Source organism: Arthrobacter sp. P1_D12, assembly GCF_056406175.1.
Map to the genome: position 1 here is coordinate 1 of NZ_JBFUAR010000041.1, position 13,039 is coordinate 13,039.

At 66.0% G+C, this 13,039-nt stretch carries 11 protein-coding genes and 1 pseudogene; all 12 read left to right on the plus strand.

The window, feature by feature from the left end:
* A pseudogene (locus AC1DZV_RS21415) lies at positions 1-199 on the plus strand (sugar ABC transporter ATP-binding protein); the annotation flags it as partial.
* A 132-nt stretch (positions 200-331) separates the two neighbouring features.
* A complete protein-coding gene (locus AC1DZV_RS21420; protein WP_476954527.1) occupies positions 332-1,762 on the plus strand; it encodes an aldehyde dehydrogenase family protein in 1,431 nt (476 codons plus the stop codon).
* Positions 1,763-1,786: 24 nt separating this feature from the next.
* Positions 1,787-3,736, plus strand: a complete 1,950-nt coding sequence (gene iolD, locus AC1DZV_RS21425; RefSeq protein ID WP_476954528.1) for a 3D-(3,5/4)-trihydroxycyclohexane-1,2-dione acylhydrolase (decyclizing) — start codon at positions 1,787-1,789, stop codon at positions 3,734-3,736.
* Entirely contained in the window at positions 3,733-4,521 is a 789-nt protein-coding gene (locus AC1DZV_RS21430) for an HpcH/HpaI aldolase family protein (protein ID WP_476951785.1), read from the plus strand. Before iolD ends, AC1DZV_RS21430 begins: the two co-directional genes overlap by 4 nt.
* Positions 4,522-4,546: 25 nt before the next feature.
* A complete protein-coding gene (locus tag AC1DZV_RS21435; RefSeq protein ID WP_476954529.1) occupies positions 4,547-5,758 on the plus strand; it encodes a Gfo/Idh/MocA family protein in 1,212 nt (403 codons plus the stop codon).
* 41 nt (positions 5,759-5,799) lie between these two features.
* Complete coding sequence (locus AC1DZV_RS21440) at positions 5,800-6,789, plus strand: LacI family DNA-binding transcriptional regulator (RefSeq protein ID WP_476954530.1); 990 nt, start codon at positions 5,800-5,802, stop codon at positions 6,787-6,789.
* Positions 6,790-6,864: 75 nt separating this feature from the next.
* Positions 6,865-7,797, plus strand: a complete 933-nt coding sequence (locus AC1DZV_RS21445; RefSeq protein ID WP_476951782.1) for a hydroxyacid dehydrogenase — start codon at positions 6,865-6,867, stop codon at positions 7,795-7,797.
* 66 nt (positions 7,798-7,863) lie between these two features.
* On the plus strand, positions 7,864-8,877 hold the full coding sequence (iolG, locus tag AC1DZV_RS21450; protein ID WP_476954531.1) for an inositol 2-dehydrogenase: 1,014 nt from the start codon (positions 7,864-7,866) through the stop codon (positions 8,875-8,877).
* 3 nt (positions 8,878-8,880) lie between these two features.
* Positions 8,881-9,666, plus strand: coding sequence for an SDR family oxidoreductase (locus tag AC1DZV_RS21455; RefSeq protein ID WP_476951780.1), 786 nt, complete (start codon positions 8,881-8,883; stop codon positions 9,664-9,666).
* Complete coding sequence (locus AC1DZV_RS21460) at positions 9,663-10,550, plus strand: sugar phosphate isomerase/epimerase family protein (protein WP_476954532.1); 888 nt, start codon at positions 9,663-9,665, stop codon at positions 10,548-10,550. Before AC1DZV_RS21455 ends, AC1DZV_RS21460 begins: the two co-directional genes overlap by 4 nt.
* Complete coding sequence (locus AC1DZV_RS21465; RefSeq protein WP_476954533.1) at positions 10,547-11,572, plus strand: Gfo/Idh/MocA family protein; 1,026 nt, start codon at positions 10,547-10,549, stop codon at positions 11,570-11,572. Before AC1DZV_RS21460 ends, AC1DZV_RS21465 begins: the two co-directional genes overlap by 4 nt.
* On the plus strand, positions 11,572-13,039 hold a 1,468-nt coding region (locus AC1DZV_RS21470), incomplete at its 3' end, for a CoA-acylating methylmalonate-semialdehyde dehydrogenase (RefSeq protein WP_476954534.1). The genes AC1DZV_RS21465 and AC1DZV_RS21470, both read left to right, overlap by 1 nt.

Here is a 13,039-nt window from a genome sequence, read left to right on the forward strand (position 1 = left end):
ACGCGGCAAATCGATCGGCTACTACGACAAAAAAGACATCACCCTCGACGAGCTCACCGCCCAAATGGCCGGCGGCGCAGAACTCGCCGAACTCGCCCACGAACTCGAACAACTCGGCGGCCACAGCGACGTCGTCAAAGAAGTCCAGGCCGAGGTCGCCGACGTCGATTCAGAACGCCAGAGCATCGGCAGACACTGACGGCGCCGGCCCCGCACTTCCCCCGGCTCCGGCGCAGCGCCGAAGTAGACAGATCAATTTCAAGAACGGAACGGTTGACCTCAATTCCTGCGGGAATCGGGAGGGCCGCTCTTCCACCCAGATGGAGCAACCATGCAAATGCTAATCGCCGGAACCTGGCGCGGTGCCGCCGACGGCAGGACCGAGGAAGTCCGGTCTCCCTTTGACGGCCGGGTCATTGACACGGTTCCGGTCGCTACGGTCCAGGATGCCGAGGCCGCCCTCGACCGTGCCGAGATCGGCGCCCACCTGCAGAGGTCCACGCCGGCACACGTGAGGGTGGACATCCTCCTGCGCGCAGCCGCCCTGGCCGACGAACGTGCCGAGGACATTGCCCAGACCATCAGTGCCGAAACTGGTAAGCCGATCACGGAGGCCCGGGGAGAAGCCAGCAGGTCGGGGAACATCATCCGCCTGGCCGCCTACGAGGGAAGCCAGCTCTACGGCTCCACCCTTCCACTGGATGCCAACGCCGGCACTGGCCTGAACAAGATCGGTTTCACGCTCCGGCAGCCTGTGGGCATCGTCGTGGCCATCACCCCGTTCAACTACCCCGCGCTGCTGGTGCTGCACAAGATCGCGCCGGCTCTCGCCGCCGGAAATGCCGTCGTGCTGAAGCCGGCCCGCGCGACTCCGCTGACCGCACTGAAGCTGGCCCAGTGCTTCGTCGATGCAGGTCTCCCGCCGGAGGTGCTGTCCGTCCTGACCGGTCCGGGCAGCACCCTGGGCGACGTGCTCGTAACAGACCCTCGGGTGCGGAAAGTCTCCTTCACCGGTTCCACCGCCACCGGAACCCGGATCAGCTCGATCGCCGGTGTCAAAAAGCTTTCCCTGGAGCTTGGCGCCTCCTGCCCGGTGATCATCCTCCCGGACGCCGACATCGAACTGGCTGCCAGCGCCGTGGCAGCCGGCGGATTCATCAATGCCGGCCAGGTCTGCATCTCGGTCCAGCGGGTCATCGTTGACCGCCGGGTCGAAGCGGACTTTCTCGACGCCCTCGTGCCCAAGGTGGAAGCCATCGCGATGGGCAACCCACGCGAAGCCGAGACCCGGCTCGGGTCACTGATCTCGGAAGAGGAAGCGACCCGCGTCCACTCCTCGATCAACGAAGCACGGCATTCCGGCGCCAAAGTGCTCACAGGCGGAGACCGCCGGGGAGCTGTTGTCACCCCGGCCGTCGTCGCAGGCGTCGATCCGCGCTCTCCGCTGAGCCGCAACGAACTCTTCGGACCAGCGGTCGCCGTTACGTCGGCATCCGACCTCGATTCAGCCATCGCCCTGGCCAATGACAACGACTATGGCCTGGGCGCCGGAATCTTCACCAGCGATATCTCCGGCAGCATCCAGGCGATGCGGCAGATCGACGCCGGCAACATCCACATCAACTGGACGCCCCTGTGGCGTGCCGACCTCATGCCCTACGGAGGACTCAAGGGCAGCGGCGTCGGCAAGGAAGGCGTCCGCTCCGCAGTGCAGGAAATGACCGAAGAAAAAACTGTCATTCTGCACGGACGCCCCTGGTAACCCCTCGACTTCTGGAATAAGGCAATGACCACTAACTCACAGACCATCAGGCTCACCACCGCCCAGGCGGTCGTCAAATACCTGTCCGTACAGCACTCCGTCGCCGACGGCGTCAGGCGGCGCCTCGTCCCCGCGGCCCTGGGAATCTTCGGGCACGGCAACGTCGCCGGCTTGGGCCAGGCGTTCGACGAACTGGCCGATGACATGCCCTTCATCCAGGGCCGCCACGAACAATACATGGCGCACATCTCAACCGCGTACGCCAAGGCCAGCCGCCGCCAGGCCGTCCTGGCCGTGACCGCCTCCATCGGCCCAGGTGCCCTGAACCTGGTGACGGCGGCCGGACTGGCCACCGTCAACCGGGTCCCTCTCCTGCTCCTGCCCGGAGACACGTATGCCACCCGCCATCAGGGCCCTGTCCTGCAGCAGCTGGAGCACCCGACCGAAGCGGACGCCACCGTCAACGACGCCTTCCGTCCCGTCTCGCGCTTCTTTGACCGCATTACCCGTCCCGAGCAGCTCCTGACCGCGCTGCCGCAGGCCATGCGCGTACTGACCAGCCCCACGGATACCGGCGCCGTTGTGCTGTCCCTGCCCCAGGACGTGCAATCCCACGCCTACGACTTCCCGGCCGAATTCTTCGCCCCCCGGGACTGGAAGATCCGGCGCCCGCTGCCGGACCCGGCCGAAATCGAGGATGTTGCCGGGCTGATCAGGGCTGCGCAACGGCCTGTGATCATCGCCGGCGGCGGCATCCACTACTCGGATGCCCACGCGGCCCTGGAGCACCTGGCCGGCCAGGTCGGTATTCCAGTAGTGGAAACCTTCGGCGGAAAGGGCGCCGTCACGAAGGACGAATGGTGGCAGGTGGGCGGGGTCGGGCTCGAAGGCAACTTCGCGTCCAACGCCCTGGTCAAGCAGGCCGACCTTGTCCTCAGCGTGGGAACCCGTCTCACCGATTTCGCCACTGGCTCACAGTCGATCTTCGAGCACGACGGCGTCAAGTTCGCGGCACTTAACGTCGTCGATGCCGACACCCGCAAGCAGGGCGCCACCGGAATCCTTGCCGATGCCCGGCTGGGACTCGAAGCCCTGGCCCAGGCGCTGGAAGGCCACAGCACTGCCGAGTCCTGGCAGGACACCGTCCAGGCAGAGAAAGCCCTCTGGGCCCCCATTCGGACACAATGGCTGGACGCAGACACCGCCTACAATCCCGCGGACCACCCGCACGCACCGGTCACCGGGGCGGTCCTCACCCAGCCGCAACTGATCGGCCTGATGCAGGAACACGCGCGTTCCGGCGACACCGTGATCGCCGCGGCGGGCGGCCCGCCGGGTGACCTGCAGAAGGTGTGGGACGCGACCGGGAACAGGCACTGCCACTTGGAGTTCGGCTTCTCCTGCATGGGCTACGAAATCGCCGCCGGCATGGGCGTCCGCCTGGCGGAAGGGAACAACGACAACCGCGTGGTCACCTTCATCGGCGACGGCACCTTCCTGATGGCACCCACGGAGATCCTTACCGCCGCGCAGGAAGGGCTCAACGTCACGGTCATCGTCTCCGAAAACCACGGCTACCAGGTCATCCACCGCCTGCAGATGAACCGCACCGGCAAGGAATTCGGCAACGAGTTCCGCTACCGCACTACGGGAGGCAGCGTCGCAGCCGCCGACGCCCCGAAGGCCCGGCTCGACGGGGCCTACCTCAAGGTGGACCTCCGCCAGATTGCCGAAGGCTTGGGCGCCCTGGCTCTCAGGGCCACCACGACCGTCGAGGTCCGCGAGGCGCTGACCTCGACCCGGGACACCCAGGGCCCCGTCGTGATCGTGGTCCCCACGGTACCCCACGTGGACCTGCCCGGCGGCGACGTCTGGTGGGATGTGGCTCCTGCGGAAGTATCCGGACAGGAATGGGTCCGCACCCTCCGCGCCGACTACGAGCAGGCCCGCGGCCGCCAGCGGTGGTTCGGATGAGCCCCGGACCGCTGGGTGCCGGACCGCTGGATTCCGGACAGCTGCGCCGGCGGCTGGCTGACGGCGAAGTCACCATCGGGACCTTCGTGGGAATGTCATCGGCCACTGCCGCCGAAGTCTGCGCAGCAGCAGGCGCCGACTGGGTGCTGATTGACCTCGAACACGGCTCCGGAGGTGAAGATGCGGTCCGCGACGGCGTCGTGGCCGCCGGCAGCTACGGCGTGCCGACCATCGTCCGGGTCGAATCCGGAGACCGCATCCGCATCGGCCGCGTGCTGGACCAGGGGGCTGCCGGGATCATGGTTCCCCGATTGAACACGGTCGACCAGGCCGCACAATCGGTCCGGCACATGCTCTACCCGCCCCGGGGAGACCGCGGCGTGGCCACGTACAACCGGGCCTGCCGCTGGGGCATGGACCGCCGGACCCTCACCGAACCCGGCCAGGAAACCCTCGGAATCATCCAGATCGAAACCCTTGAAGCGCTGGAGTCGGTCGAAGACATCGCCGCCCAGGACGGCGTCGACGTCGTCTTCGTCGGACCTCTGGATTTGTCCTACGCGCTCGGCGTCCCGCTGCAGCTGGACAGCAACGTCTTCCAGGAAGCCCTGGAGCGCGTCGTCGCGGCGGCCCAGCTGCACAAGAAAGCGGCGGGCATCCTGGCCGTGGACGGCCCGGGCGCTGCCAAGTACGTCCGGCAGGGCTTCCGGTTCGTCGCCATCGGCTCCGACTCGACCATCATGGCGGCGGCGTTCCGTGACGCCTTCGCAACCGCCCGCAACTGACCAACACAAAAAGAAAGGCAAGAACGTGAGCCTAGAATCTCGCACCATCGGCGTCGGCCTCATCAGCGTCGGATGGATGGGAAAGCTCCACTCGCGGGCCTACCAAGCCGTACCGTACGTCTATCCCGAACTCGGACTGAAGACCAAGCTCGTCATCGCCGCCGACACCGAACCCAGCCGGGTCCAGTTCGCCCGCGACGTTCTCGGCTACGCCGAGGGAACCGCCGACTACCACGATGTCCTCAACCACCCCGGCGTCGACGTCGTCTCCATCTGCGCACCCAACTTCCTCCACGCAGAGATCGGCATCGCCGCCGCCAAGGCCGGAAAACACTTCTGGATCGAAAAGCCGGTCGGTCGCGGTTACGAAGAAACAGCCGCCGTGCAGGAAGCGGCAGTGGAGGCCGGAGTGCTGACCTCCATCGGCTACAACTACCGGCACGCCCCCGCCGTCGAGCACGCACGCGAGCTCATCGCCGCCGGGCGCCTGGGGCGGGTGACCAACGTTCGGGCCGTGTTCTTCTCCGGGTACGCCTCCGAGCCCAACGGCGCCCTGTCCTGGCGGTTCGACCGGAAACTCGCCGGCACCGGCGTGCTGGCCGATCTGTTCAGCCACGCCACCGACCTGTGCCAATATGTAGTCGGACCCATCGCCGAGGTCACCGCGCTCACCAGCACCGTCTACACGCAGCGGCCAAAGCTCGCCATGGGCTCGGCAACGCACTTCGCAGTGATCGAAAACGGGGAAATGGGAGAGGTTGAAAATGAGGACTACGCAGCCGCGCTGGTCCGCTTCGGCCCGTCCGCCCGCGGCGCAGGAGCAGTCGGCACCATCGAGTCCTCCCGCGTCGCCGTGGGCCCCGAATGCGGCTACCAGATCGAAGTCTACGGAACCGAAGGTTCGCTCAAATGGGACTTTGAACGCATGAACGAGCTCAAGGTCTGCCTGGGACGCAGCAACGACGAGCAGGGCTACACCACCGTCAACGCCAGCCCCCGCCATGGCGACTACGCCTACTTCCAGCCCGGGCCCGGCAACAGCATGGGCTTCGATGACTTGAAGGTCATCGAAGCGAAGAAATTCCTCGTCGCCGTCGCAGGAGGCGCCCAGGAAAACTCGAACATCCATGATGCCGCCTCCGCGGCCGCGATCGTCAGCGCCGCCGAAGCTTCCTCACTGTCCGGTCAGTGGCAGAAGATCGAGGAAATCCACGGCACAACAGCGGCGCGGGCCTAACCATGGCAACTGCATCCGCCCGGCGGCCAACGATCTTGGACGTGGCCGAACGCGCCGGCGTATCAAAGTCCTTGGTTTCACTCGTACTGCGTGACTCTCCCCGGGTCAGCGCCGAACGCCGCCAGCGGGTGCTGGAAGTTGTGGAGGAGCTCGGCTACGAGCTCAATACGGCCGCCAGGTCGCTCGCAACCCGCAGCAACGGGACCATCGGCGTGCTGGTCAGCGACCTGCACAACCCCTGGGCCTTCGACGTCGTCGACGCCGCACGGCCGGTGCTGGAGGAGGCCGGCCACACCGTGCTCTTCAGCGCGGTCACGGCGTCGGCGGCGTCCGGCGGGGGAGTGGACCTGTCCATCCTCCAGGCATTCCGCGATTTGCGGGTCGCCGGGCTCCTCGTGATTGGAACCGTTCCGGACAAAGCGCCGTTCAGCCGCGTTGTCTCGGGGGGAGCCGTCGTATTCGCCGGTGGAGGCCCGGACTACATCGACACAGCCGACGTCGTCCGAAGCGACGATGCCCACGGCATCTCCATGGTTGTGGACCACCTCGTCGGCCTCGGCCATGAACGCATCGCACATCTGGGCGGGCTCGGCGGTTCGGTCGGGGCGGCGCGTGTCAGCGGCTACGCCGCCGCCATGGAAAACCATGGGCTGGGACGGAACATCCACGTTGTCGATGCGGACTTCTCCCAGGAATCCGGGTATGTTGCGGCCCAGCGGGCGCTCGGCGCGTCCGGCCGGCTGCGACCCACCGCCCTGGCCTGCATCAACGATCTGGCTGCCCTGGGCGCGATGACCGCAGCCGATGAACGCGGACTCCAGGTCGCGATCACCGGATACGACAACATCTCCCTCGGCGCCATGCCCCGGCTCGGGCTCACCACTGTAGATCCTGACAGCTTGACGATCGGCGTCGCCGGGGCGAAAACGCTCCTGCAGCGCATCCAGGACCACGACTTCGGCGGAGGCTTCGTCCACCAGCCCATCGTCCCTGAACTGGTCATCCGCAAGTCCAGCCTGCTCGGCCTCTAACCCACTTCACACACGTAGTCACCCCCGCGGGCCCCATGGCCGACGGGGTGCACCCTCACATCTTCAAGGATGACGATGGCTTCAATAACCACACCCCAAATAGTCGTAGCTCTCGGCAACGTGGAGGTCGGACTGGTCGAACCGGTGCTGGCCCCACACCAACAAATGATTCACAATCCCACGGAGGAAGATCTCGCCCGGGCCGACGCCGCAATCGTCCGCGCCGCCTACCGCGTGGACCGTGAACTCCTTGACCGCATGCCCGCCCTAAGGGTGATCGCCAGGACCGGCGTCGGCACCGACCTCGTCGACGTCGCGGAGGCAAACCGCCGCGGCATCCCCGTCGTGATCACCCCCGGAAGCAACACCGCCTCCGTCGCCGAAGGCGTCTTCGCCCACCTCCTGGCACTCGTGAAGAAGCTGTCGACCCTGACCCCGTTGGTGAGGGACGGCCGCTGGGAGGAGAGGTCCTCTGTGAACGTCGGAGACCTCGAGGGGTTCACTCTCGGCATCATCGGATACGGCCGCATCGGACGCCGCGTCGCCCGGATCGCGGAGGCCTTTGACCTCAATGTCCTGGCCTTCGACCCGTTCGCCGACGTCCCGGCCGGCATCCGTTGTGGCGCGGTGGAGGAACTGCTGCGCCGGAGCGATTTCGTCACCCTGCACGTGCCGCTGACACCGGAAAATCACAATCTCATCAACGCCGAACGCCTCGCCCTGATGCCCGCCGGGGCCATCCTCATCAACTGCAGCAGGGGAGGCCTCGTTGACCTGGACGATGCCCACGGCGCGCTCCTCACCGGACATCTCGCCGGTCTGGGGCTGGACGTCTACGATCCCGAACCCCCCGCACACCACCCCGTCTTCGACCACCAGAATGTCGTCCTAACACCCCACCTGATGGGTTTCACCCGGCAGGGCATGATCCACACCGTCCGCGACGCCGCCAAGGGCGCCGTCGACGTCCTGGCCGGCCGCAGCCCGGCGGCGGTGGCCACCTCATGACGATCCATCACCCTCAACCAACCACGGCCGCACCCGCCTGTGGAGAACTAGAAAGGACCATTACGCATGTCCGCTGACCGCCCCCTCAAGGTTGCACTCTTCGGATCCGGCCGCATTGGCCAGGTCCACGCCCGGAACATCGCCGCCCACCCGGATCTGGAACTGGCGTGGATCGCCGACCCGTTCATCAAGGGCGCACAGTCCCTTGCCGCCGCGACCGGGGCGCAGGCTGTGGAAACCGCTGACGAGGTCTTCGCCAACCAGGACCTGGACGCCATCATTATCGGTTCGCCGACGAGCACCCACGTCGACCTGATCTCCAGGGCAGTTGGCGCCGGCGTCGCCGCCCTGTGCGAAAAGCCCATCGATCTGGATATCGACCGCGTCCGCGTGTGCCGCGACCAGATCCGCGGCACTAAGACCCCGCTCATGCTCGGTTTCAACCGTCGCTTCGACCCGAATTTCGCCTCCGTCCGCGCACGGGTTGAAGCCGGAGAAATCGGACGCTTGGAGCAGCTGACCGTCACCAGCCGGGACCCCGCCCCAGCGCCCAAGGACTATATCGCCACATCCGGCGGGATCTTCCGGGACCAGAGCATCCACGACCTGGACATGGCCCGGTTCTTCGTCCCGGACATCATCGAAGTCTCGGCAACTGGTTCGAACCTTTTCTGCGACTACATCGAAGAAGCCGGCGACTTCGACTCGGTGGTCATCACCCTGCGCGGACGGGAAGGTGAGCTCATCACGATCACCAATTCCCGCCACAGCGCCTATGGCCACGACCAGCGGCTGGAAGCATTCGGCAGCGAGGGTCTGCTGACTGCCGGCAACATGACTCCGACCACCGTGCGCAAGTACGGCGCCACGGGCACCGAAGAATCCGATGCCTACCTGCCGTTCTTCCTGGAGCGCTACGCCCAGGCCTACCGCAGCGAACTGGACAGCTTCGTGCAGTCCATCCGCCAGGGAACCGCCTGCAGCCCGGGATTCGACGACGGGGTGATGGCGCTCATCCTGGCCAATGCCGCCGAAGAATCCGCCAGGTCCGGCCGCGCCGTCAAAATCGGAGCGGAGTAGCCAATGAACGGTCCACTCCTTAAAGACAGGGTCCTCCTTGTCAGCGGCGGCACCCAGGGCCTGGGTGCCGGCATTGCCCGCCGGGCGGCAGCCGAAGGCGCGGCCGGCGTCGCCGTGACCGGGCGCAACGCCGACTCGGGCGAAAAGCTGGCCGCCGAGCTGACAGAGTCCGGTGTCGATGCCCGCTTCATCAAAACCGACCTGGCCGACGTCGAACAGGCGAGGGCCTCGGTACTGGAAACCATCGCCGCGTTCGGGCGGATCGACTGCGCCGTAAATGCTGCCGGACTGACCACCCGCGGAACCATGCTGAACACCACCCCGGATCTCTTCGACGCGCACATCGCCGTCAACCTGAAATCACCCTTCTTCATCATGGCCGAAACGATCAGGCACCTCCGTGAGCGCGGTGCGTCAGGCAGCATCGTGAACGTCATCTCCATCGCCGAACTCGGCGGCCAACCCTACCTGGCGCCCTACGTCGCGGCGAAGGCCGGGCTGGCCGGGGCAACCCGGAACGCCGCGCACGCCCACCGCTGGGACAAGATCCGCATCAACGGCCTGGACATCGGCTGGACCGCCACCGACGGCGAAGCCGAAACCCAAAGGAAGTTTCATGGCGCCGGAGACGACTGGCTGGAACAAGCCAACGCCTCGGTGCCGATGGGCAAGCTCGGACAAGTGGACGAGATCGCCGAATTTGTAGTCTTTCTCCTTTCCGACAGGAGCGGAGTCGTCACCGGCTCGGTCATTGACTGGGATCAAAACGTATACGGAGGATCAGATTGAGCACCATCACCAGCCGCCTTGCCGCCGCCCCCATTTCCTGGGGCGTGTGCGAAGTCCCCGGATGGGGCTATCAGCTGGAGGCAGACCGCGTACTGTCCGAGATGACTGCCCTGGGCATCACGGCGACGGAATTCGGCCCCGCAGGCTTCCTGCCCGAACAGGCAACTGAACGCGCGGAAGTACTCAAGCGACACAACCTGCAGGCCATCGGAGGATTCTTCCCCGTCATCCTGCACGATGCCGCCAAGAACCCGCTGCAGGCGGTCTCAGCGGAACTGGACGCCTACCAGGCGGCGGGCGCGAGCATCATGGTCCTGGCCGCCGAAACCGGGGTAGACGGCTATGACCAGCGCCACGAGCTCGAGGCCGAGGGCTGGAATCTGTTCGGCCGAAACCTCGACGCCATCGTCAAGGCGGCGGCTGACAGAGGCATCCAGGCCGTCGTGCACCCGCACGTCGGCACCATGATCGAAACGACGTCGGACGTCAACCGCGTCCTGAACGACACCGCCGCGAACCTGTGCCTCGATACCGGGCATCTCCTGATCGGCGGCACGGATCCTGGACAGCTCGTCCGGGACTATGCCTCTCGAATCGGCCATACCCACCTGAAGGATGTGCACAAGGCCGTCGCCGAACGGGTCCAGAACGGTGAAATCTCCTACACCGACGGCGTCAAGACCGGAATGTACGTCCCATTGGGACAAGGCGATGTCGGAATTGCCGGCATTGTCCGGGACCTCCTCGCGGCCGGATACGGCGGCTGGTTCACGATGGAACAGGACACCATCCTGGAATCCGTACCCGCCGGCGACGGCCCGGTCCGGGACGTCCGGCAGTCCGTGGCCTTCCTCCGGGAACTGGAAGCCGGGCTGGCCACATGAGCGCAGTGCGCTGGGGTGTGCTCACCACCGCCCGCATCGCCCAGGACCGTTTCCTGCCGGCGATGAAGAAGACCCGAAATGCTGTCGCCTCGGCGATCAGCAGCCCGAACGGACGCACGGCGGAGGTCGCCTCACGATTTGGCATCCCGACCGTGTACGAGTCGCACGAAGAGCTCCTCGCCGACCCGAACATCGAGGCCGTGTATCTTCCCTTCCCCAATGGTCTGCACGCTGAATGGATCATCGCAGCGGCCGAGGCGGGAAAAGACATACTGTGCGAGAAGCCGCTGGTCGGGAGCCTTGAAGACTACGCCCGCGTCGTGGACGCCTGTGATCGGAACGGCGTGAGCCTGATGGAAGCCTTCATGTACCGCTTCCATCCGCAGCACCAGAAAGTCCGTGAGTTCATCGACGCCGGCCGGATCGGCCAGATTGTCTCCATGCACGCGCGTTTCCACTTTGTCATGGACCGCAGCCCGGGCGAGGTCCGTCTGCAGACGGTCCTCGAGGGCGGTGCCGTCAACGACGTCGGATGCTACGCCGTGGACATCATGAATATGGTCATGGGCCGGCCTCCCGTCAGCGTCTACGCCAAAGGAACCAGCCCCACGGACCCGGTTGAGACTACCGTCGCAGCGATCCTGGATTACGACGGTGTCCTTGGAACCTTGGACTGCGGCTTCGAAGGACCCCGAACGAACACGTTCCAGATCATCGGCACCAAGGGACACATCACGCTCGACAAGGCGTTCGACCCGAACCCCGGAGAGCCGGCACGGGTGACCGTTTCGCTCAGGGACGGCAGCACCGAGGCCTTCGATGTCACCGAAGACCCATTCAAGGTCGAAATCGAAAGGTTCAGCGTCTGGACCCGCAGCTCGGTGCACGAGGTGGTCCACCGGCAACTCACTGAGCAGAACCTGGCCGTCCGGCTCGCCATCCACGAATCCCTCGCCGCAGGACTCCCACGGAACGTCGAACAGGTTCACGCCGTGCAACACCACTTACTACAGGAGCAGTAATGACCGTCATCAACCACTTCATCAGCGGAGCCGAGGCAACAGGCACCGGAACCGACACCAAGCCCGTCTACAACCCGGCCACCGGCGCCGTCTCCGCAGAGCTGCGGCTGGCCAACCGGGCAGACCTGGAGACCACCGTCGCCGCCGCGCGGGCGGCCGCCGATTCCTGGGGCGACATCTCCCTCGCCAAGCGCACCGCGGTGCTGTTCAAGTTCCGCGAACTCGTCGCCTCGCACGTGGAGGAACTTGCTCAGCTGATCACGGCCGAGCACGGCAAGGTCCTCTCCGACGCCAAGGGCGAGATCGGCCGCGGACTCGAGGTCATCGAGTTCGCCTGCGGCATCCCGCAGCTGCTCAAGGGCGAGTACTCGGACCAGGTCTCCACTGGCATCGACGTCTTCTCCTTCCGCGAGCCCGTCGGCGTGGTCGCCGGCATCACCCCGTTCAACTTCCCGGTCATGGTGCCGCTGTGGATGGCCCCGATGGCGATCGCCACCGGCAACGCCTTCATCCTCAAGCCCTCCCACCGCGTGCCGTCCGCGGCGATGCTGCTGGCCAGGCTGTGGAAGCAGGCGGGCCTGCCCGAGGGCGTCTTCCAGGTCCTGCACGGCGACCGTGAGGTCGTCTCCGGCTTGCTGACCCACCCCGATGTGGATGCCATCTCCTTCGTGGGTTCCACCCCGGTGGCCAAGCACATCCTTGAAGTGGCCACCGCCCACGGCAAACGCGTCCAGGCACTGGGAGGCGCGAAGAACCACGCGATCATCCTGCCCGACGCCGACCTCGACAACGCCGCCGACCATCTGGCCGCCGCCGCATTCGGCTCCGCAGGCCAGCGGTGCATGGCCATCTCGGTCGCCGTCGCCGTCGGTGACGCCGCCGACCTGCTGGTCAAGAAAGTCCAGGAACGTGCGCAGGACGTCAAGGTCAAGAACGGCACCGTGCCCGACGCCGACATGGGCCCGGTGATCAGCGCAGACTCCCGCGACTTCATCGTCAGGACCGTTACCGAGGCAGCGCAGGCCGGCGCCGCGATGGTGGTGGACGGCCGCGACCTCGTGGTCCCCGGCCACGAGGACGGGTTCTGGGTCGGCCCCACCGTGATCGACCACGTCAAGACCGAAATGTCCGCGTACACCGAGGAAATCTTCGGCCCCGTCCTGGTCGTGGTCCGGGTCGAGGACCTGGAGGAGGGAATCAAGCTGATCAACTCCAACCCCTACGGCAACGGCACCGCGATCTTCACTTCCTCCGGCGCCAACGCCCGGAAGTTCCAGCGCTCCGTCGACGTCGGCATGATCGGCATCAATGTTCCAATGCCCGTCCCTGTGGCCTACTACTCCTTCGGCGGCTGGAAGGCCTCGCTGTTCGGCGACAAGCACATCTACGGCCCCGAAGGCGTCTCCTTCTACACCCGCGGCAAAGTGGTCACCTCCCGGTGGCCCGAAGCCAGCCACGCCTCCGGAG

Coding starts and splice junctions, on each gene's coding strand:
- AC1DZV_RS21420 (WP_476954527.1), top strand. CDS start 332: ATGCAAATGCTAATCGCCGGAACCTGGCGCGGTGCCGCCGACGGCAGG.
- AC1DZV_RS21430 (WP_476951785.1), top strand. CDS start 3,733: ATGAGCCCCGGACCGCTGGGTGCCGGACCGCTGGATTCCGGACAGCTG.
- AC1DZV_RS21455 (WP_476951780.1), top strand. CDS start 8,881: ATGAACGGTCCACTCCTTAAAGACAGGGTCCTCCTTGTCAGCGGCGGC.
- iolG (WP_476954531.1), top strand. CDS start 7,864: ATGTCCGCTGACCGCCCCCTCAAGGTTGCACTCTTCGGATCCGGCCGC.
- iolD (WP_476954528.1), top strand. CDS start 1,787: ATGACCACTAACTCACAGACCATCAGGCTCACCACCGCCCAGGCGGTC.
- AC1DZV_RS21445 (WP_476951782.1), top strand. CDS start 6,865: ATGGCTTCAATAACCACACCCCAAATAGTCGTAGCTCTCGGCAACGTG.
- AC1DZV_RS21465 (WP_476954533.1), top strand. CDS start 10,547: ATGAGCGCAGTGCGCTGGGGTGTGCTCACCACCGCCCGCATCGCCCAG.